Source organism: Ollibium composti, assembly GCF_004801285.1.
Classification (GTDB): Bacteria; Pseudomonadota; Alphaproteobacteria; order Rhizobiales; family Rhizobiaceae; genus Mesorhizobium; species Mesorhizobium composti.
This window is the reverse complement of record NZ_SSNY01000008.1, coordinates 64,805-84,664: the sequence shown is the minus strand read 5'-3', so window position 1 is coordinate 84,664 and position 19,860 is coordinate 64,805. Positions and strand designations below refer to the sequence as shown.

22 protein-coding genes are annotated in these 19,860 nt (G+C 65.0%); 13 read left to right on the top strand and 9 right to left on the bottom strand.

What is annotated here, in order from left to right; all coding sequences use genetic code 11:
* Positions 1 to 26 precede the first annotated feature (26 nt).
* The gene (locus E6C48_RS14425) at positions 27 to 686 is read left to right on the top strand and encodes a response regulator transcription factor (RefSeq protein WP_136358385.1); all 660 of its coding nucleotides are present in this window, start codon (positions 27 to 29) and stop codon (positions 684 to 686) included.
* 8 nt (positions 687 to 694) lie between these two features.
* Here E6C48_RS14425 and E6C48_RS14420 read toward each other — a convergent pair whose 3' ends face one another.
* The gene (locus E6C48_RS14420; RefSeq protein WP_136358383.1) at positions 695 to 4,177 is read right to left on the bottom strand and encodes a hybrid sensor histidine kinase/response regulator; all 3,483 of its coding nucleotides are present in this window, start codon (positions 4,175 to 4,177) and stop codon (positions 695 to 697) included.
* Between the two features lie 239 nt (positions 4,178 to 4,416).
* Here E6C48_RS14420 and mscL point away from each other — a divergent pair, with 239 nt between their 5' ends.
* Positions 4,417 to 4,842 carry a large conductance mechanosensitive channel protein MscL gene (gene mscL / locus E6C48_RS14415; protein ID WP_136358381.1) on the top strand — a complete coding sequence of 142 codons (426 nt, stop codon included), beginning with the start codon at positions 4,417 to 4,419 and terminating at the stop codon, positions 4,840 to 4,842.
* 105 nt (positions 4,843 to 4,947) lie between these two features.
* Here mscL and hemA read toward each other — a convergent pair whose 3' ends face one another.
* The gene (gene hemA, locus E6C48_RS14410) at positions 4,948 to 6,225 is read right to left on the bottom strand and encodes a 5-aminolevulinate synthase (protein WP_136358379.1); all 1,278 of its coding nucleotides are present in this window, start codon (positions 6,223 to 6,225) and stop codon (positions 4,948 to 4,950) included.
* Between the two features lie 257 nt (positions 6,226 to 6,482).
* Between hemA and galE the strand changes: the two genes are divergently transcribed.
* Complete coding sequence (gene galE / locus E6C48_RS14405) at positions 6,483 to 7,478, top strand: UDP-glucose 4-epimerase GalE (protein WP_136358377.1); 996 nt, start codon at positions 6,483 to 6,485, stop codon at positions 7,476 to 7,478.
* Between the two features lie 163 nt (positions 7,479 to 7,641).
* On the top strand, positions 7,642 to 8,895 hold the full coding sequence (locus tag E6C48_RS14400; RefSeq protein WP_136358375.1) for a D-amino acid dehydrogenase: 1,254 nt from the start codon (positions 7,642 to 7,644) through the stop codon (positions 8,893 to 8,895).
* Between the two features lie 2 nt (positions 8,896 to 8,897).
* Here E6C48_RS14400 and msrB read toward each other — a convergent pair whose 3' ends face one another.
* Positions 8,898 to 9,407, bottom strand: coding sequence for a peptide-methionine (R)-S-oxide reductase MsrB (gene msrB, locus E6C48_RS14395; protein ID WP_136358373.1), 510 nt, complete (start codon positions 9,405 to 9,407; stop codon positions 8,898 to 8,900).
* A gap of 51 nt (positions 9,408 to 9,458) precedes the next feature.
* A complete protein-coding gene (locus E6C48_RS14390) occupies positions 9,459 to 10,145 on the bottom strand; it encodes a class I SAM-dependent methyltransferase (protein WP_136358371.1) in 687 nt (228 codons plus the stop codon).
* 137 nt (positions 10,146 to 10,282) lie between these two features.
* On the opposite strand from E6C48_RS14390, the gene argB reads away from it, so the two are divergent.
* From argB to E6C48_RS14375, 3 genes are read left to right on the top strand one after another with little or no spacing between them, the layout of a single operon-like run.
* Positions 10,283 to 11,176 carry an acetylglutamate kinase gene (gene argB, locus E6C48_RS14385; protein ID WP_136358369.1) on the top strand — a complete coding sequence of 298 codons (894 nt, stop codon included), beginning with the start codon at positions 10,283 to 10,285 and terminating at the stop codon, positions 11,174 to 11,176.
* 12 nt (positions 11,177 to 11,188) lie between these two features.
* Positions 11,189 to 11,431 (top strand): DUF4160 domain-containing protein, encoded by a 243-nt coding sequence (locus E6C48_RS14380; protein WP_136358367.1) that lies wholly within the window; start codon positions 11,189 to 11,191, stop codon positions 11,429 to 11,431.
* On the top strand, positions 11,415 to 11,675 hold the full coding sequence (locus tag E6C48_RS14375) for a DUF2442 domain-containing protein (RefSeq protein ID WP_136358365.1): 261 nt from the start codon (positions 11,415 to 11,417) through the stop codon (positions 11,673 to 11,675). The genes E6C48_RS14380 and E6C48_RS14375 overlap by 17 nt, the downstream gene beginning before the upstream one ends.
* Here the strand turns inward: E6C48_RS14375 and E6C48_RS14370 are convergent, their stop codons facing one another.
* Positions 11,676 to 12,152 carry an Lrp/AsnC family transcriptional regulator gene (locus E6C48_RS14370; RefSeq protein WP_136358363.1) on the bottom strand — a complete coding sequence of 159 codons (477 nt, stop codon included), beginning with the start codon at positions 12,150 to 12,152 and terminating at the stop codon, positions 11,676 to 11,678.
* A 135-nt stretch (positions 12,153 to 12,287) separates the two neighbouring features.
* On the opposite strand from E6C48_RS14370, the gene phhA reads away from it, so the two are divergent.
* Complete coding sequence (gene phhA, locus E6C48_RS14365) at positions 12,288 to 13,121, top strand: phenylalanine 4-monooxygenase (protein ID WP_136358361.1); 834 nt, start codon at positions 12,288 to 12,290, stop codon at positions 13,119 to 13,121.
* A gap of 18 nt (positions 13,122 to 13,139) precedes the next feature.
* On the opposite strand, the gene E6C48_RS14360 is transcribed toward phhA, so the two are convergent.
* Both E6C48_RS14360 and E6C48_RS14355 read right to left on the bottom strand, forming a co-directional pair.
* On the bottom strand, positions 13,140 to 13,631 hold the full coding sequence (locus E6C48_RS14360; protein ID WP_136358360.1) for a MarR family winged helix-turn-helix transcriptional regulator: 492 nt from the start codon (positions 13,629 to 13,631) through the stop codon (positions 13,140 to 13,142).
* Positions 13,632 to 13,725: 94 nt separating this feature from the next.
* Positions 13,726 to 14,484, bottom strand: coding sequence for a GGDEF domain-containing protein (locus E6C48_RS14355; RefSeq protein ID WP_136358661.1), 759 nt, complete (start codon positions 14,482 to 14,484; stop codon positions 13,726 to 13,728).
* 162 nt (positions 14,485 to 14,646) lie between these two features.
* Between E6C48_RS14355 and E6C48_RS14350 the strand changes: the two genes are divergently transcribed.
* Together E6C48_RS14350 and E6C48_RS14345 are read left to right on the top strand one after the other, a co-directional pair.
* Positions 14,647 to 15,354, top strand: a complete 708-nt coding sequence (locus tag E6C48_RS14350; RefSeq protein ID WP_136358358.1) for a pyrimidine 5'-nucleotidase — start codon at positions 14,647 to 14,649, stop codon at positions 15,352 to 15,354.
* On the top strand, positions 15,351 to 16,238 hold the full coding sequence (locus tag E6C48_RS14345) for a DUF817 domain-containing protein (RefSeq protein ID WP_230978769.1): 888 nt from the start codon (positions 15,351 to 15,353) through the stop codon (positions 16,236 to 16,238). Before E6C48_RS14350 ends, E6C48_RS14345 begins: the two co-directional genes overlap by 4 nt.
* Here the strand turns inward: E6C48_RS14345 and E6C48_RS14340 are convergent.
* On the bottom strand, positions 16,216 to 17,055 hold the full coding sequence (locus tag E6C48_RS14340; RefSeq protein ID WP_136358354.1) for an LOG family protein: 840 nt from the start codon (positions 17,053 to 17,055) through the stop codon (positions 16,216 to 16,218). The genes E6C48_RS14345 and E6C48_RS14340 overlap by 23 nt on opposite strands.
* A gap of 141 nt (positions 17,056 to 17,196) precedes the next feature.
* Between E6C48_RS14340 and dapD the strand changes: the two genes are divergently transcribed.
* From dapD to E6C48_RS14325, 3 genes are read left to right on the top strand one after another with little or no spacing between them, the layout of a single operon-like run.
* Positions 17,197 to 18,051 carry a 2,3,4,5-tetrahydropyridine-2,6-dicarboxylate N-succinyltransferase gene (gene dapD, locus E6C48_RS14335; protein WP_136358352.1) on the top strand — a complete coding sequence of 285 codons (855 nt, stop codon included), beginning with the start codon at positions 17,197 to 17,199 and terminating at the stop codon, positions 18,049 to 18,051.
* A 54-nt stretch (positions 18,052 to 18,105) separates the two neighbouring features.
* On the top strand, positions 18,106 to 18,405 hold the full coding sequence (locus E6C48_RS14330; RefSeq protein WP_136358350.1) for a DUF4282 domain-containing protein: 300 nt from the start codon (positions 18,106 to 18,108) through the stop codon (positions 18,403 to 18,405).
* 33 nt (positions 18,406 to 18,438) lie between these two features.
* Positions 18,439 to 18,810, top strand: coding sequence for a DUF805 domain-containing protein (locus E6C48_RS14325; RefSeq protein ID WP_136358348.1), 372 nt, complete (start codon positions 18,439 to 18,441; stop codon positions 18,808 to 18,810).
* 3 nt (positions 18,811 to 18,813) lie between these two features.
* On the opposite strand, the gene E6C48_RS14320 is transcribed toward E6C48_RS14325, so the two are convergent.
* Positions 18,814 to 19,821, bottom strand: coding sequence for a 2-dehydropantoate 2-reductase (locus E6C48_RS14320; protein WP_136358346.1), 1,008 nt, complete (start codon positions 19,819 to 19,821; stop codon positions 18,814 to 18,816).
* Positions 19,822 to 19,860: the final 39 nt, after the last annotated feature.

Here is a 19,860-nt window from a genome sequence, read left to right as displayed (position 1 = left end):
AACAAGAATGGGGATTGGGAGGGACCATGCCTGGCGGCCACCGCTTCGTCATCGCCGACGACCATCCCCTGTTCCGAGGTGCCTTGCGCGAGGCGATCGCAGGCACGGGCGCCGTTGCCGCCATCCATGAGGCCGGCGACTTCGAAAGCGCCAAGGCGCTGCTTCTTTCCAATGGCGACATAGACCTCGTCCTGCTCGACCTTGACATGCCGGGAGCGAGCGGCCTGTCCGGCCTCATCTCGCTGCGCGGCATCCATGCGACGGTGCCGATTGTGGTGGTCTCGGCGCACGACGACCCGGCGACGATCCGGCGCGCGCTCGACCTCGGCGCCTCCGGCTTCATCTCCAAGTCCGCCAGTATGGAAGAGATCCGCTCTGCCATCGAGGCGGTGCTGTCCGGGGATATCGCTGCTCCCGTCGGCATCGACCTCGGCGTCGAGCGCGATCCCGAGGTTTCCGACCTCATCAAGCGCTTGCAGACACTCACCCCGCAGCAGACCCGCGTTCTCGGCATGCTGGCCGAGGGCCTGCTCAACAAGCAGATCGCCTATGAACTCGGCGTTTCCGAAGCGACGATCAAGGCGCATGTCTCGGCCATATTGCAGAAGCTCGACGTCGACAGCCGCACTCAGGCGGTGATCCGGCTGTCCAGGATCGGCGGCGACCCGCTGCAGGCGGCAGACTGATCCAAAGCCTATTCCGCCGCCGATGCGAGAGGGCGAACGCGCGCCATCATCGTACGCAGCACCGCCGGCTTGAGCGGCTTGTTGACCACCGGCACGTCCAGTTCCGCCGCGGCGGCACGCACCTCGCCCGTCCGGTCCGCGGTGATCAGCACGGCCGGAACCTGCTCGCCGTGCAGCGCGCGGATCGCCGCGATGGCGTGCAGCCCGGTCTCGCCGTCGAGATGGTAGTCGGCCAGCACGATATCCGGGCGCTTCAGGCCGGCGCCGATCCCGCGCGAGCCTGAAAGCGTCGTCACGTTGCATCCCCAGCCCTCCAGCAACAGCCGCATGCCTTCCAGGATGCGCGCATCGTTGTCGATGCAGGTGACCTTGAGCCCGGCGAGTGAACTGGCGGGGCGCGACCGGGATGCTGCCTTCGCTTCGTCGTCCGTGACCTGCGCCGTCACCGGCATCAGCACGGAAAAGCGGGTGCCCTTGCCCGGCAGCGAGAAGATGCGGATTTCCAGCCTCAGCACGCGCGCGATGCGGTCGACGATGGACAGGCCCAACCCCAGGCCGCTCGCTTCGCGCGCCCCCTCGTCCAGGCGGGTGAACTCGCGAAAGACCGTGCCGAGCTTGTCGCCGGCTATGCCGATGCCGGTGTCGATCACCTGCACTTCGGCAAGGGATCCGCGCCGCCGCACCCCGACAAGGATACGGCCGCTTCGCGTATACTTGATCGCGTTGGAGACGAGGTTCTGGATCAGCCGCCTGAGGAGGTTGCGGTCGGTGGCGACGCTGAGCGAAGACGGCACGATGACGAGTTCGAGCTTCTTGCCCGCCGCCATCGGGCGGAAATCCGTGCCGATCTGCTTCAACAGCCCGTCCAGCCGGAACGTCGTCTCCTCCGGCTTCAGCGCGCCCGCGTCGAGCCGGGAAATGTCGAGGACCGCGCCCAGGATCGTCTCCACCGATTCCAGCGAGGATTCGATGTTGGCCGCGGCCTGCCCGGCCGGTCCCTTGCCGGCTTTCTCGATCAGCGAGGCGCAATAGAGCCGGGCAGCGTTGAGCGGCTGCAGGATGTCGTGGCCGGCGGCGGCGAGGAAGCGCGTCTTGCCGAGATTGGCTTCCTCAGCCAGCATCTGCGCCTGCGCCAGTTCCTCGTTCACGTTGGTCAGTTCGGCGGTGCGGCGCGCCACCCGCTGCTCAAGCGATTCGTTGACGCGTTTCAATGCCTCCTCTGCCGCCACGCGCGGCGAGATATCGGCATAGGTGGCGACGATACCGCCGTCCGGCATCGGATTCGAGCGCAGCTCCAGGGTGCGGCCGCTGGTTGTGAGCGTCATCTGCCAGGGGCCGTCAAAGGCGGTAAAGCGGTTGAGGATGCCGACATGCTGGTCGGGGGCGATGTCGCCGCGCGCCGCCAGATGGCGCAAAACATGGTCGAGCGAGACGCCGACCTGTCCCATCTCGTCGGGCAGGTCGAACAGCGCGCGGTACTGCCGGTTCCAGCAGGTCAGCCGGAAATCCTTGTCGAAGACGGTGATGCCTTGTTCCATCTGGTCGAGCGCGATCTGCAGAAGGTCGCGATTGTGCTGGAGCGCTTCCGTCGCGTCGTCGAGCAGCCGCAGCGTGTCCTTGGTCTCGCGGTCGTTGCGCCTGATGAGCAGCGACAGCACCAGCCGCGCCGTCGACGAACCGACCGCGCTCGCCAGCAACTGTTCGGAAAAGCGCATCACGTCCATGCTCGCCGGCTCGTTGCCGTGCAGCGCGATGCCGCCGTCGCTGGCGAAGCTCTGGAAAGAGCGCTCGGTGCGCTCGACGCCGAGATAGCGCGAGATGGTATCCTTGAGATCGTTGACGGTGGTGGCGGTGCGGAAGCGCCTGAGCGAAGGCATCGGGCTCGCTTCGCGCGGCACGAAGATGGCGGCCTGTATGCGCTCCAGCGGCGCCGCGGCGCGCGACAGCGAACCCAGCACGTAGAAAAGGATGTTGATCGACAGGCTCCACAGCACGCCGTGGTTCAGCGGTTCGGCGAGCGTCCCGAACAATGCCTGGGGCTTCAGGGCGGCCCAGCCGAACAGGCCGTTCGCGACGACGGTGTTGTCGGGCGCGGCGAGCGAGGGGAACAGAAGCGTATAGCCCCACACCAGGAAGCCGGCCGTCATGCCGAGGGCCGCTCCACGCGCATTGGCGCCGCGCCAGATCAGCCCGCCGATCAATGCCGGCGCGAACTGGGCGATGGCGGCGAACGACATCAGGCCGATGGAGGAGAGCCGGACGCTGTCGGTGCTGGCGCGGTAGTAGAGGAAGGCGATGAACAGCATCGCGAAGATCGAGGCGCGCCTGACGTTGAGGATCAGCGTCGACCAGTCGCCGCTCTCCGAAGCCGCCGTCTTGATGACGCGGCGCACGAACAGCGGGATGACGAGGTCGTTGGAGATCATGATCGCCAGCGCCACGCTTTCGACGATGACCATGGCGGTGGCGGCGGACAAGCCGCCGACGAAGGCGACGATGGCAAGCGCGTCATGGCCGGAAAGCAGCGGCAGCGACAGGACGTAGAGATCGCTGCTGGTGCCGGCGCCGACTTGCGCCAGCCCGGTCAGCGCGATCGGCAGCACGAAGAGGTTGATGGCGACGAGATAGAGCGGGAAGACCCAGGTGGCGGTGCGCAATTCCGCCTCCGAACGGTTCTCCACGATGGCGACATAGAACTGGCGCGGCAGCATCAGCATGGCAAAGCCGGACAGCCCGCCGAGCACCAGCCACGTGGCGAGCGACGTGCCGGTGCCTATCGCGCGGCGCGCCTGCGGGTCCGCCGCCAGCGTTCCGATCATGTCGCCCGGCCCGCCGAAGACGGCGAACGTCACCATCAGGCCGATGGCGACGAATGCCGCCAGCTTCACCACCGATTCCACCGCGACCGCCAGAACCAGCCCGTCCTGGTGTTCGGTGGCGTCGGCGTGACGCGTCCCGAACAACACCGCGAACAGGGCGAGCAGCATGGCGACGATCAGCGATATGTCGCTGACGAACGGGTCGAAGGACGGCGGCGAGCCGGTATAGTGCTCGACCATAAGGCTCACCGAGCCGGAGATCGCCTTGAGCTGGAGGGCGATATAGGGAACCGCACCGATGGTGGCGATCAGCGTCGCGATGGCCGCCACGGCCGAGCTCTTGCCGTAGCGTGCGGCGAGGAAATCGGCGACCGAAGTGATCTTTTCGGCCTTGGCGAGCCTGACGATGCGCCTCAGCAGCGGGAAGCCGAACAGGAAGACCGCTGCCGGGCCGATATAGATACCGAGATATTCGAGCCCGCGCTCGGAGGCGAGGCCGACCGAGCCGAAGAAGGTCCACGACGTGCAGTAGATGGCGAGGCTGAGCGCATAGATGAAGGGGCGCGCCTTGCCCGGCCCATGCACGGCCGAGCGGCGGTCGCCGAGGCTCGCCACGCCGAACAACAGCGTGACGTAGAGCAGTGCGATGAAGACGATGAACCAGCCTTGCACGCCGCAAGAACCTCCCTTGTCCTGCAGGCAATCACAGCGGGGCGGGCGAGTCTATCGCGACCTTGGGCGTGGTCGCGCGCCGGCGCTGGGGCGTAAATATTAGCGTAGGATAATCAAAATCGGCATGACCTTTTGCCGATGGTGCGGCGTCCGCTTTTTGCTATTGTGCGGCGGCGTTGCTGCCGGATGCGTACGAATGGGGCGGCAGCAGACGAAAGCAAGGGGATACGGAGGACCGCATGCTCAAAGAGTTTCAGGAATTCATTTCCAAAGGCAATGTGATGGATCTCGCCGTCGGCGTGATCATCGGCGCAGCTTTCGGGAAGATCGTCGATTCGCTGGTCAACGACATCATCATGCCGATTGTCGGCGCCATCTTCGGCGGGCTCGACTTCAACGACTATTTCTTCGGATTAAGCTCGACCGTCACTGCCACCACGCTGGCGGAAGCCAGGAAGCAGGGTGCCGTCTTCGCCTATGGCAGCTTCATCACCGTGGTTCTCAACTTCCTCATCCTCGCCTGGATCATCTTCATCATGGTCAAGGCGGTGAACAACATGCGCCGCCGTCTCGAGCGCGAAAAGCCGGCGCCTGCAGCCGCACCGCCGCCGGCCGACGTTGCATTGCTCACCGAGATTCGCGATTTGCTGGCCAAGCGCGCCTGATCGGCGGCACCTCGCGATCCGAACAGAAAACCCCGGTCCGCTACGGCCGGGGTTTTTGTTGTCGCGTTGGTGAAGCGCCGCCTGATTGTGGGCAAAGCCGGCGTGTCAGCCGCCGGACGTCGGCACCAAAAGCGGAATGATGCGCTCGCTCTCGGCGACGGCAGGGCGGCCGGCGGCGGCGTAGGGAATGCCCAGTGCGTCCCAGGTCTCGACCAGAGCGGCCTGAAGCTCGGCGATCAGCGCGTCGGTGTGGAAGGGGCTTGGCGTGATGCGCAGCCGCTCCGTGCCGCGCGGCACCGTCGGATAGTTGATCGGCTGGATATAGATGCCATGCACGCCGAGCAGGCGGTCGCTGGCCATCTTGCACAATTCCGGGTCGCCGACGAGCACCGGCACGATATGTGTCGGCGTGTCCATCACCGGCAGGCCGGCGCCGGCAAGCACGTCCTTGGTGCGCCGGGCCTGGCGCTGCTGCGCTTCGCGTTCGACCTGCGAGGCCTTGAGATGGCGGATGGCGGCGGTGGCGGCTGCGGCGACAGCCGGCGGCAGCGCCGTGGTGAAGATGAAGCCCGGCGCATAGGAGCGCACGGCGTCGATGACGCTCTGCGTGCCGGTGATGTAGCCGCCCAGCGTGCCGAACGCTTTGGCAAGCGTGCCTTCGATGACGTCGATGCGGTGCGCCAGCCCCTCGCGCTCGGTGATGCCGCCGCCGTGCGGGCCGTACATGCCGACCGCATGCACCTCGTCGATGTAGGTCATGGCGTTGTATTTGTCGGCAAGGTCGGCGATCTGCGCGATCGGCGCGATGTCGCCGTCCATCGAATAGACGCTCTCGAAGACGATCAGCTTGGCGCGCTCGCGGCCCGCAGTCTGCAGGATGCTTTCCAGATGCGTCACGTCGTTGTGGCGGAAAATTTTCTTCTCGGCCCCGGAACGGCGCACGCCTTCGATCATCGAGGCGTGATTCAGTTCGTCCGAGATGATGAGACAGTTGGGCAGGAGCCGGGCGATGGTGGAGATCGCCGCCTCGTTGGAGATGAAGCCGGAGGTAAAGACCAGCCCCGCCTCCTTGCCGTGCAGGTCGGCCAGTTCGGTTTCCAGTTGCACCAGCGGATTGCTGGTACCGGAAATGTTGCGGGTGCCGCCGGCGCCGGTGCCCATGCCGCCGGCCGCCTGCTGCATGGCCGCCACGACATCGGGATGCTGGCCCATACCGAGATAATCGTTGGAGCACCAAACGGTGATTTCCTGCGTCCGGCCGTTGGCCCGCCACAGTGCGCGGGGAAACTGGCCGACGATGCGCTCCAGGTCGGCGAAGACCCGGTAGCGCCGCTCCGCGTGGAGCTGGTCGATAGCATCCTCGAAGAACCGCTGATAGTTCATGTCGTCTTCCCAAGTTTGCGCGGGATCATAAGCATGGGGCCGGCCGTCGTCCATTCCGCGCTTTCGGTCAAAATGCCACGCCTGCCACAGGTGATAACGACGCCGGCGGGGCGCTTATTGCAGGCTTTCCGGCAACTGGGTTTCACGACGATGCTTCCGGATGCAGCGCAATGTTACCACCGCTTCTTAAGGCTTTTGCGCTAGGAGGACAGCGGCGAACGGCTTGATACAGTTTTCACGCGAGCAAAGAGGTCCAGATGGCGGTTCTTGTGACGGGCGGCGCCGGCTATATCGGCAGCCACATGGTCTGGGAGTTGCTGGATGCCGGCGAGGAGGTCGTCGTCATCGACCGCCTGTCCACCGGTTTCGACTGGGCGGTGGCGCCGGAAGCCAGGCTGGTCGTTGGCGACGTCGCCGACAGGGACCTTGTCTCCACGGTGATGCGCGAGAACGGCGTCGATGCCGTGATCCACTTCGCCGGCTCGATCATCGTGCCGGAATCGATGGCCGATCCGCTCGCCTATTACGAGAACAACACCTGCAAGACCCGCACCCTGATCGAGACGGCGGTGCGGCAGGGCGTGAAGAACTTCATCTTCTCCTCCACTGCTGCCGTCTATGGCGGCGCCGGGATGGAGCCGGTGCGCGAGGACGCGCGGCTGGCGCCGGAATCGCCATACGGCCTGTCCAAACTGATGAGCGAGTGGATGCTGCGCGACGCCGCCGCCGCGCACGATCTGCGCTACACGGCGCTGCGCTATTTCAACGTCGCCGGCGCCGATCCGAAAGGCCGCACCGGCCAGTCGACGCCGGGCGCCACCCATCTCATCAAGGTCGCTTCGGAGACGGCGCTCGGCAAGCGGCCGTTCATGCAGGTGTACGGCACCGACTATGCGACGCCGGACGGCACCTGCATCCGCGACTATATCCATGTCAGCGATCTCGCCGCTGCTCACAGGCTTGCCCTGCAGCGCCTGCGCGCCGGCGGGGAGAGCCTGATCGCCAATTGCGGTTACAGCCACGGCTATTCGGTGCTGGAGGTGATCGAGGCCGTGCGCCGCGTCTTCGGCCGCGATTTCGACGTCCGCATGGGCGAGCGGCGGCCGGGCGACGCGACCGCCGTGGTCGCCAATTCCGATCTTGCCCGCCGCGAATTCGGCTGGAAGCCGCAACGCGACGATCTCGACCTGATCGTCAAGGACGCGCTGAACTGGGAGCGCGCGCTGACGACCAGGAACTCCGCCCGAGCCTGATTTTCTGAAGCACTTTGCAGCCGGACGGAATCGTCTGGCGTCGCACAAATGCGGCTAAAATCCAGCGGCTGGACCAGCCGCCGAGGCTCGAAACGGCGATTAAGACACGCTATGGGATTGTCGGCGTGCCGGTGGGCCGCGCATGATCTTGCGTGAGGATTGCATGAGAATTCTGGTTCTGGGCGCCGGTGTCGTCGGCACGGCGGCGGCCGCGTATCTCGCCAGGGACGGTCACGAGGTGACGGTCGTCGAGCGGCACGATCAGGTGGCGCGCGGCACCTCCTATTGCAATGCCGGCCTCGTCTCGCCAGGCGACGCGACGGCCTGGGCTTCGCCGGAAGCGCTGAAGACGTTCTTCCGCGGCATCTTCAACCACAATCTAGGTATCCGCGTCAGGCTGCGAGCTGATCCCTATTTCTACCTCTGGAGCCTGCGCTTCCTGCGCCAATGCACGACACCGCGCCTGCGTGCCAACAGTCTCGCCAAGCTCAGATTGGCGCTCTATGCGCGCGACTGCATCAACGAACTGTCGGCCGAGGCCGGCATCGGCTACGACGAGCGCAAGCGCGGCATCTTCTATTTCTTCCGCTCCCAACGGAGCTTCGACACGGGCTCGGCCAACTATCGCTTCCTCGGCGAACATGGCCTGCCCATCGAGATCGTCGGCCGCGACCGCATCGCAGAGATCGAGCCGGGGCTGGCGGCGGTGAAGGACAAGATCGCCGGCGGCATCTATTCGCCGGTCGACCAGACGGGCGATTCGCGCCAGTTCACCGAGCGCCTCGCGGCCTACGCGGCGGACAAACTCGGCGTCGTCTTCCGCTTCGGCACCACGGTCGAGGCATTGGACACCGAGGGAGACCGGGTACGTGCCGTGCGCACCTCGTCCGGGCCGCTGGAGGCGGACGCCGTTGTGCTTTGCATGGGGCCGGAGAGCGGCCTGCTCGGCCGTCGCCATGGTCTCGACCTGCCGGTCTATCCGGTGAAGGGGTATGCCATGACCGTTCCGCTCGAAGACCCGTCTAAGGGGCCGACCATGGGTGGTGCCGATGAGGACAGCCTGATCGGCTATTCGCGCCTGGGCGACCGGCTGAGGGTTTCGTCCACCGCCGAGTTCACCGGCTTCGACCGCAACTGGAAGCCGCGCGATTTCGCCTCGATCTTTCGGGCCGCGCATGACCTGTTCCCCGGCTCCTTCGACGAGAAGAAGGCCGAGCTTTGGGCCGGTTTGAGGCCGATGATGCCGAGTTCGGTTCCCGTCATCGGCCGTGCGCGCTATCGTAACCTCTACCTGAACACCGGCCACGGCCATCTCGGCTGGACCACGTCCTGCGGTTCGGGAAAGGTGCTGGCGGACCTCGTCGCTGGCCGCGAGCCGGAGATCGACACGCAGGCGCTGCAATACGGGCACGAATAGGATCAGGCGGTCGCCGGCTTGAAGGTGAGCGCCACGCCGTTGATGCAGTGGCGAAGCCCGGTCGGCGGCGGACCGTCGTTGAAGACGTGGCCGAGGTGGCCGCCACAGCGCCGGCAATGCACTTCCGTGCGCACCATGCCGAGCGTCGTGTCCTTGCGCTCGCCTACAGCCTTGGGGATCTCCTGCCAGAAGCTCGGCCAGCCGGTGCCGGATTCGAATTTCTTGTCGGAGGAATAGACCGGCAGGTCGCAGCCGGCACAGGCGAACACGCCCTTGCGATGCTCTTCGAGCAGCGGGCTGGAGCCGGGATATTCGGTGCCTTCGTGCCTGAGCACGTCATACTGCGCCGGCGTCAATTGCGCCTTCCATTCGGCGTCGGTCTTGGTCACTTCGAACGTTTCGGCCGTGGCGGCGCGGGCGGGCTCGGGACGCCCCATGCGCAGCAGCGAAACGCCACCGGCCACGAAGGCGATGCCGGCGGCACCGTTCAGAAGAAAGTTGCGGCGGTTCATCGGTTCGATCCTTCCTGTCGTTTCTTGCCAGTTTCCCGGTTCGCGGGGAAATCAATTGCGGGTGAGGGCGACCGGCTGTTCTTCACATTCGCGGCAGGACGGGCGTTTGTTACGTCTCCTTGCGGAAAGTGCCGAATGAAAGCGCTGTATCGCGCCCCAAGGCGTCGCGTGTTCATGGCGGCGGCTGTCGACGAGGCGGAAACCTACCCCCAGTGTCATAGCGAGGCTTTCGGCATCGTGGCGGCAGACCCGCAGGCCGCTGCATCGCTCCGGTCCGTCCGGCGCGAAGGTGCCGATGATGGCGTGCCCGCCTTTGCGCAGCGCCGAATGTAGACGTTCCACATAGGCTTTCCGGTCTTCGGCATCGGCCAGGAAATGAAAGGCGGCGCGGTCGTGCCAGATGTCGTAGGTGCGGGCAGGCTGCCATTTCCTGACGTCGGTCACGATCCAGTCGATGCGGTCGGCCTCGGGGCCCGTGCGTTTCCTTGCCGAGGCCAGCGCCACCTCCGATATGTCGAGGACTGTGAGGTCGCCGTAGCCGAGCGCCAGCAGCCGGTCGACCAGAACCGAAGCGCCGCCGCCGATGTCGATGACCGCGCTGTCGGACGTCGCGCCGGCTTCTTTCAACAGGTCCAGCGAGGGCGCCGGCTCTTCCTGATACCAGCTTACGCCGGTGACCGGCTTCGTCGCATAGACCTCCTGCCAGTGGGTTCTCGCGTCGAAATCGCCTGTGGTCATGTTTGAAGCTCCGTCGCTGGCAGATGACGCCGCAGGCAATGCAAAGACAAGACCCGATGGCGCCGGGATCGGTTGCCCTCGCCGGGATTTGCCGGTATGACCGCGCCATCCTCCCCCAGCCAATCGGGACGTTTGCCATGACGGACATTGCCGCCACCGCCGAGGCGCAGGCCGCGCTGCTTTCGGCCGCCCTGCCTTACATGCAGCGCTACGAGAACAAGACCGTGGTGGTCAAATACGGCGGCCACGCCATGGGCAACGCCGACCTCGGCAAGGCCTTCGCCCGCGACATCGCGCTGCTCAAGCAGTCCGGCGTCAACCCGATCGTCGTCCACGGCGGCGGGCCGCAGATCGGCGCCATGCTGGACAAGATGGGCATCGAATCGAAGTTCGAGGGCGGTCTGCGCGTCACCGACGCCAAGACCGTCGAGATCGTCGAGATGGTTCTGGCCGGCTCCATCAACAAGGAGATCGTCGCCCTCATCAATGCCGAGGGCGAATGGGCAATCGGCCTGTGCGGCAAGGACGGCAACATGGTGTTCGCCGAGAAGGCCCAGAAGCGCGTCCGGGACCCCGACAGCAACATCGAGCGCGTGCTCGACCTCGGCTTTGTCGGCGAACCGGTGGAGGTGGACCGCACCTTGCTCGACCTGCTCGCCCGCTCGGAGATGATCCCCGTGCTGGCGCCGGTGGCGCCCGGCCGCGACGGCCACACCTACAACATCAACGCCGACACCTTCGCCGGGGCCATCGCCGGCGCGCTCGGCGCGAAGCGCTTGCTGTTTTTGACGGACGTGCCGGGCGTGCTCGACAAGGACAAGAAGCTGATCGACGAGCTGACGGTGGCTCAGGCGCGCGCGCTGATCGCCGACGGCACGATCTCTGGCGGCATGATCCCCAAGGTCGAAACCTGCATCGAGGCCATCGACCGTGGCGTCGAGGGCGTCGTCATCCTGAACGGCAAGACGCCGCACGCCGTGCTGCTGGAACTTTTCACCGAGCATGGCGCCGGCACGCTGATCGTGCCGTGAGGCACGATCAGCGTGCCTGTCGTTTTCCGGCGTAACGGTTATCGCTTTCATTTCTATTCCAACGAAGGCGATCCGCGTGAGCCACAGCACGTCCATGTGCTGAAGGATGGCATTGACGCGAAGTTTTGGCTGTGGCCGGACGTTGTGGTAGCCTATAATGACGGGTATAGCGCACGGGTCCTGCGTGAACTGACCGGCATCATAGAACAACACCGCGACGAGATCGCGGTAGCTTGGGATGAGCATTTTGGTTAAGGCGAAAGCCGTCGGCTTCGACGAGGACAGCATGTGGGTCGACCTGTCGGACGGCCGCCGCCTTGGTGTGCCGCTCGCGTGGTTCCCGCGACTGCTCCATGCCAGTCCCGAACAGCGCGCGGATGTCGAAATCAGCACGCGCGGCCTGCATTGGGAGGAACTCGACGAGGATATCTCGGTTGAAGGCCTTCTGGCTGGGCGCGGCGACCAAACCCGCCCGAAGGCGAAAGCCGCCGCCGAATAATCAGCCCCGCAAATGGCCCAGCGGCACATGGCCGGGGCCCTTGATGTTTTGTAGAACCAGTTGCGTGTGCACGTCGCGCACACCCTTCAAGCGCATCAACCGGTGCATGACGAAGGTATTCAATTCGTCCACCGAAGGCACCATGACGTGCAGCAGGAAATCGTGGTCGCCGGTCATCGTCCAGCAGGCCGAGACCTCGTCCATGCGCTGCACCGCGTTGATGAAGATTTCCGGCGACTCGTCGCTGTGGCTGGTGAGCCGGACCTGGACGAACACCTCCACCGCAAGCCCCAGCGCGCGGCGGCTGAGTTGGACTGAAAAACCCTTGATGACGCCGCTTCGCTGCAAGGCCTCGAAACGCCGCGCGCACGGTGTCGTGGAGAGGCCGATTTCCTGTGCCAGTTCCGATATCGGCTTGCGGCCGTCACGCTGAAGGGTATCGAGCATCTTGATCTCGAAAGCATCGAATTGAGGCAATTCAACCTCCAGAAAAGCTGTTTCTAGTGGATTCTAACTCGATAACCTCCTTCGCGCCAGAACTGAGGCAGGTTTGCCTCGCCTCGCCGCGCTATCCTCCTTGCACCGATCAGAACGACCCGCGAGGAGGAAGCCATGTCGATCAGCGTCGCCGACTATGCCCGTGAATGCGCCGCGCAGGGGTTGCGCGGCAACTACGCCGTCTGCCGTTCCGATTTCACGGTGGCGCAAGGATACGACTACAGCGCCGAAGAGCAGGACGTGTGGCGCACGCTGTGCGATCGCCAGACCAGGCTGACGCGCTGGCTGGCGCATAAGTCCTACCTGGACGGCATCGATGCGCTCGGCCTGCTCGACCGCATTCCCGATTTCGGCGAGGTGAGCGGCAAGTTGCGGAAACTGACGGGTTGGGAGATCGTCGCCGTGCCCGGCCTGATCCCGGCCGCACCCTTCTTCGATCATCTCGCCAACCGTCGTTTTCCCGTCACCAACTGGCTGCGGACGAAGGAAGAGCTCGACTACATCGTCGAGCCGGACATGTTCCACGATTTCTTCGGCCACGTGCCGATCCTGACCCAGCCGGTCTTTGCCGATTTCATGCAGATGTATGGCGACAAGGCCGGCGATGCGATCGCGCTGGGAGGCGACGAGATGATTACCCGGCTCTACTGGTACACGGCCGAATACGGGCTGATGCAGGAACCGGGCCAGCCGCTGAAGGCTTTCGGCGCTGGGCTGATGTCTTCCTTTACCGAGCTTCAGTTCGCCGTCGAAGGCGCGGATGCCCATCATGTGCCCTTCGACCTGGAGACGGTGATGCGCACCGGCTACGAGATCGACAAATTCCAGCGCGCCTATTTCGTGCTGCCGTCCTTCGATGCCCTGAAGGATGCCTTCGGCAAGGCCGACCTTACGGCCATCGTCGGACGCTGGAAGGAAAAGCCGGCGCTCGACCCCGCTATCGTGTGAAGTTTCGGCCGGCCGCCGCTATGCCCTGAGGGCACGTCCCTTGGGATGCAGCCGCGCAAGCTGTTCGCGCTGGAGATCGGCAGCCGAGGTCAGGAATTCCAGGACCGTGCCGAGTTCGACGTCGCTGAAGGCCTGCAGGCGCCGCCGGCCCTCGCGGGCGAGATCGCCATAGTAGCGCTCGCACAGCCGTTGCGTGTCTTCCGTCGCCTCGACGATCACCTTGCGCCGGTCGTCGGGATCGCGCTTGCGTCTCACCAGGCCGCGCGCCTCGAGCCGGTCTGTCAGCGCGGTGACGGCTGCTGGTGTAAGGCCCGACACCGTTGCCAGCGTGCCGGCCGTCTGCGGCCCGTTGTAGAGCATGCTGACGCAACGCCGTTCGCCCAGGCTGAGGCCGCTCATCTCGCCAACGGCATCGTCATAGGCCTGCGTCTCGTCTTGCCAGCGCATGATGGCATGTTCGATGGCGTCCAGCAGACCGTCGCGCACTTCGCCGGATAGTCTTACTTCCATGGCGGAAATATCAATTTTTCAAATGTTTCGACAATCTGACTATAAGCCCTGGAGGGGCAAGACGCAACGTTGCCTCGATAGCCGGCGGGAGGGTTCAAGCCGCCTTCGGCACGGCCTCGACGATCACCAGATTCCGGCCGCTGTGCTTTGCCTCGTAGAGTCGGCGGTCGGCGCTGCGCATCAGGTCCGGTATCTTCGCTCCCTGGGGACAAAGCGCGCCGCCGATGCTGACGGTGAGCGGGATGGCCTGCTCGCCGTCCGGTTGGAAGCGGATGGCTTCGACTTCGCGGCGGATGCGCTCCGCGATCTGGCTGGCTTCCCGTTCGTCCGTGCCGGGCAGGAAAGCGCAGAATTCCTCGCCGCCGATGCGGCCGAGTACGTCGCCGGCGCGCACGCCGCGCTTGATCGCCGCGGCAATCAGCAGCAACGCCTCGTCACCGGTGAGGTGGCCGAAATTGTCGTTGATCGACTTGAAATGATCGGCGTCGATGATCAGCAGCGCGCCACGGTCCGCTTTGCGGCGCGATCGTTCAAGCATGGCAAAGAAGCTTTCCCGGTTGAGCATGCCTGTCATGTCGTCGCGCCGGGCCTTTTCGGCCAGCCGTCGATGCGCCGCCGCGAGCTGGGCGTGCGCGCGGGCGAGGTCGCGATGGGCCGCCTTGAGGCGCGCGCTCTGGCTGAACATGAGCGCACTCACCGGCCAGGCCGTGATGAGAGGGCAGGCGATGCACAGCCACAGGGCCACGCCGTCGAGCCGGCCGCCGAGGGACGACAGGACGAATCCGCAGATCGACACCGAGATGGCGATGGCGGCGATGGTTACGGCAGTGGCGCGCAGGGCAATCCGAATCATCCGCAGGTCCTCCTTGCCGCCCGCTTCGCATTGGGGGTCTGAAGACCGGCTTTCGGCGATGGATAAAATTTGAACGACCGCGCCAATTTTGCCTAAGTCCGCTCGCAAAGGTTGTGGATAATGCCCGCTGTCCAGAAGGCAGTTTCGTGCCATAAGCAGTCCATGACCGAGTTTCCCGATCCCGCCCGCTTCTCCCACGTCACCGACTGGGTGTTCGATCTCGACAACACCCTCTATCCGCATCACTCGAACCTGTTTTCGCAGATCGACGTGAAGATGACGGCCTATGTCTCGGAACTGCTCTCACTGTCGCGCGAGGACGCGCGCAGGCTGCAGAAGGAGCTCTATCTTGAGTACGGCACGACGCTGAGCGGGCTGATGGCGCGCCACGGCATCGATCCCGACGATTTCCTGCAAAAGGTGCACGACATCGACTATTCCTGGCTGGTGCCCGATCCTACCCTCGGCGCCGCCATCCGCCAGCTGCCGGGGCGCAAGTTCATCTTTACCAACGGCGACCGCGGCCACGCCGAGCGCGCCGCAAGGCAGCTCGGAATCCTCGATCATTTCGACGCCATCTTCGACATCGTCGCCGCCGGCCTGACGCCGAAGCCGGCGCGCCAGACTTACGAGAAGTTCGCGGCCCTCCATGCGGTCACCGGTTACAACACGGTGATGTTCGAGGATCTCGCCCGCAATCTCGCCGTGCCCAAGGCGCTGGGCATGACGACGGTCCTGATCGTGCCGCGCAATTTCGAGCCGACCTTTTCCGAAATATGGGAACGCGATCCGGACAACGACGACGTCGTCGATTTCGTCACCGACGATCTGTCCGGCTTCCTCACTGCCATCGTGGGCGCGCCCGTTTGAGGCGTTTTACTTCGGTCGAGGCGGCCATCGATGCGGCTGCCCATCGGGTGCTCGACCGGCTGCCGGCGAATGGCATCTCGGCAGCTGCCATCGAATTCCTCGTCTTCGGCCTGAAACAGGGCTGGGCCTGCCTGTTTGGCGGCGCGATGCTCGGCCTCATCCTCGTCACGCGCTTCCTGTGGCCGGATCACGCGGCGCTGGCCCGCTACGACTTTCTCTTCCTGGCGGCACTGGCAATCCAGCTTGCCATGCTGCTCTTCCGCCTCGAGACCACGGCGGAAGCCAAGGTCATCCTGGTCTTCCACATCGTCGGAACCGTCATGGAGGTGTTCAAGACGTCGGCGGGATCGTGGATCTATCCGGAGGAGAGTTTCTTCCGCGTCGGCGGCGTGCCGCTGTTTTCCGGCTTCATGTATGCCGCCGTTGGCTCCTATCTCGCCCGTATCGGCCGCATCTTCGACATGCGTTATTCGAACTACCCACCGCTATGGACGACGGTCGTACTGTGCGCGGCGATCTATGGAAACTTCTTCGCTCACCATTTCATCGTCGACCTGCGCTATGGCCTGTTCGCGGCAACGGTGCTGCTCTACTGGCGCACGGTCGTTCATTACCGCGTCTTCCGCTTCCGGCATCGGATGCCGCTGCTGGTCGGCTTCCTCCTGGTAGCGCTGTTCATCTGGTTTGCCGAGAACGTCGGTACATGGTCGCGCGCCTGGCTCTATCCGGACCAGGCGGACGGCTGGACGCCGGTTTCGATAGCCAAGCTCGGCTCCTGGTTCCTGCTGATGATCATTTCCTTCGTGCTGGTCAGCCTCGTGCACCGGCCGCGACCGCTCGAAGCGGAAGAGCAGGACGGTTCTACAGTTTGTAGAAGCGCTTGATGATCTCCCACGCTTCGTCAGCCGTCTCGGCGTAGTCGATAATGTCCTGGTCGCCGGGGGTGATGGTGCCTTGCTCGGCGAGGAAGTCGAGGTCGAGCGCCTTTTCCCAGAAGGAACGGCCGAACAAAATGACCGGCACGCGTTCCATACGTCCGGTCTGGATCAGCGTCAGCGTCTCGAAGAACTCGTCCATCGTGCCGAAGCCGCCGGGGAAGACGGCGACGGCCTTGGCGCGCATGACGAAGTGCATCTTGCGGATGGCGAAGTAGTGGAAGTTGAAGCACAGTTCCGGCGTCACATAGGCGTTCGGCGCCTGCTCATGCGGCAGCACGATGTTGAGGCCTATGGAAGGCGCGCCGACGTCGTCGGCGCCGCGGTTGCCGGCCTCCATCACGCCCGGTCCGCCGCCGGTCACCACGACGAACTCGCGATAGTAGGACGTGGCGGAATGCTGCGAGCACAGCCGCGCGAACTTGCGCGCCTCGTCGTAATATTTGCTGTTGGCCTCGAGGTTCTTCTTCTGCGTCTCGTTCTTGGCCGCCCAGGCGGCACCGCCCGGTTCGGGCAGGCGCGCGCCGCCGAACAGGATGACGGTCGAGCGGATGCCGCGCTCGGCGAGAATCATCTCGGGCTTCAGCAGTTCGAGCTGGAGGCGCACCGGACGCAGCTCGCGCCGCGTCATGAAGTCTTCGTCGTTCCAGGCCAGACGGTAGGTGGCGGCGCGCGTCTGCGGCGTGTCCGGCACGCTCTTGACTCGCTCCAGATCCTCGCCGGAGTGCGGCAGAGGCGTCCAGCCCGTCGGTTCCATCGGATCCATGTCGCTTATCCCCAAATCTGCTCTGCCGACGCCGTCCCGTGACGCCGTCGCGATTGACCCCCATACTGCCTTCAAATAGGGTCCGCCCGCCTTTCAGACAGGTTAAGAGCCGCCCCTTAACAGCTTGGTAACGGAGAGATCATGTCGAAGCCAGACCTGGCCAGCCTCGAAACGACCATCGACAAGGCTTTCGAGGAGCGCGAAGGCGTCTCGACCGCCACGCGCGGCGAGGTGCGCGATGCCATTGAAACGGCGCTCGACCTGCTCGACAAAGGCGTCGCGCGCGTTGCCGAACGGCAGGCCGACGGCAAGTGGCACGTCAACCAGTGGCTGAAGAAGGCCGTGCTTCTGTCCTTCCGGCTGAATCCGATGGAGGTCATCGCCGGCGGCCCCGGCAACGCCGTTTGGTGGGACAAGGTGGCCTCGAAGTTCGAGGGCTGGGGAGCGATGGACTTCGAGAAGGCCGGCTTTCGGGCCGTCCCCTCGGCGGTGGTGCGCCGCGCGGCCTATGTGGCGCCGGGCGTGGTGCTGATGCCGTCCTTCGTCAATGTCGGCGCCTATGTCGATTCGGGAACGATGGTGGACACCTGGGCCTCGGTCGGTTCGTGCGCCCAGATCGGCAAGAACGTGCACCTCTCGGGCGGCGTCGGCATCGGCGGCGTGCTGGAGCCGATGCAGGCAGGTCCCACCATCATCGAGGACAACTGCTTCATCGGCGCGCGTTCGGAGGTGGTGGAAGGCTGCATCGTGCGCGAGGGCTCGGTGCTCGGCATGGGCGTCTTCATTGGCCAGTCGACAAAGATCGTCGACCGCGCCACCGGCGAGGTCTTCTACGGCGAGGTGCCGGCCAATTCCGTGGTCGTGGCGGGTTCGCTGCCCGGCAAGCCCTTGCCGAATGGCGAGCCGGGGCCGAGCCTCTACTGCGCCGTCATCGTCAAGCGGGTCGACGCGAAAACCCGCTCCAAGACTTCGATCAACGAACTTCTGCGGGATTGACCCTCGAAGTCGGCGCAAGCAAGCTGCCGCCGCTTCGAATTGTGAGAGGGAACAATGCAGCTAAGCGATTTTTTCAGTTTCGAGAAACTCATAACGCCGAGCGTCATCAAGATCGTCTACTGGCTGGGCATCGCCGTCCTGCTTGTGTTCGGCGTCGCCAGCTTCTTCATGGGCCTGCTCTCCGGGTCGCTCGGCGCCGGCCTCTTGTCGCTCGTCGGATCGGTGCTGGGCCTGCTCTTGTGGCGGGTGATGTGCGAACTCTATATCGTGATCTTCGGGATGTTCGACCGCCTCGGCCAGATTCGGGACGGTCTTTCGCAACAGCAGCGGGGATACGCGCAGCCGCCTCTGTGACGGCAGCGTTTCTCCAGCGGAAAATGGCCAGCCTTGTCTGATCGAATCCAACTCTCCTGGCTTTTCTTCAGGACCTCGGGCCGCGTCAGTCGCGCGGCCTATTTTCTTGGCGGCCTGCTGGTCGCCATCGCGCAGGCTTTCCCGCTCTATCGCTTCACGCTGGTGCCGGAGGGCACGGCCGAAAGCGAGACATGGGCGCTGCTGTTCATGGTGGCCTTCCTCGGCTCGCTATGGTCGAACGTGGCGCTGGCCATCAAGCGCCTGCACGATCTCGGCAAGCCCGGCATGATGGCGTTCGTCCTGTTCGTGCCGGTGGTTTCCATCGTCGCGTTCCTCGTGCTGTGCCTGTTTCCGGGCGATCCGAGGCCGAATCGCTACGGTTCCCGCACCAACGCGCCGGCCTGAGCATCAGTCGAAAGCGTCCGGAGCAAGTCGCGGCGCGCCGGACCCGGCCCGCTCGGCGGCGCGGACAAGCGCGATGGTGCGTTCGATGGTCGGTGCCGCCGTGCCGGCCCGTTTTGCCAGCCTGAGCACGGCTCCTTGCAAGGCATCGACCTCGGTTGGCCGGCCGCGTTGGAGATCGTCCCACATCGAAGACCGGGCTTTCCCGTCGATCGCCAGCATGCGCCGGACGAGCAGCGCGAACAGCCAGTCGGGCAGGCGCAGGATGGACGGCAAAAGGGCAGGGGGCGCACCGCCTGCCGCTGCCACCGGCCGGATGCCGGACGCTTTCATGGCCGTCAGCGCCTCGTCCATCTGGCGGGCCAGCACGAGCCGCCAGCGCCGGTCGGCCAGTTCGGCCGCGAGCGGCAGGTCCGACAGCGCCACGAGAGCGTTGTTGAGATTGAAGAGCAGCTTGCCCCACAAAACGTCCTCGATATCGGCGTGAGCCGCGCTCACGCAGCCTTCGACTGACAGCAGTTCAGCCAGTCCCGGCACGCCGGCGCCGACCAGCACCGTTCCCTCGCTGGCCCGGTGCATGCGGAGCGGGCGTTCGCCCTCGCTGGATTGCACCACGTTGAACGGCACCATTCCGGCAAGGACCGGACGGGGAGCGGTCAGGCTCCTGATGCGGTCTGCATTGTCGACGCCGTTCTGCAGGCTGACGACGATGGCGTCGGGCCGCGCATGCGCAGCGACCAGCTTGCCCATCTCTTCCGTCGCCCCGCTCTTGACGGTGACCAGCACGACATCGGCCCCGGCCAGCACAGCCGGGTCCGCGCTCGCATCGACGGCATCGGGCGCCAGCAGGCGGTCGTGGCCGTCGAGGTCGGAGATGCGCAGCCCGTTCTCGCGCAATGCCTGCCCGATTCGCGGCCGGGCCAGGAACGTTACCTTTCGTCCGGCAAGGGCAAGACAGCCGCCGACATAGCAGCCTATTCCGCCCGCGCCGGCGACGACGATATGGGCGTCCATGTCGATCTTCCGTGCCTCCATGGCCGGCGACGATACACA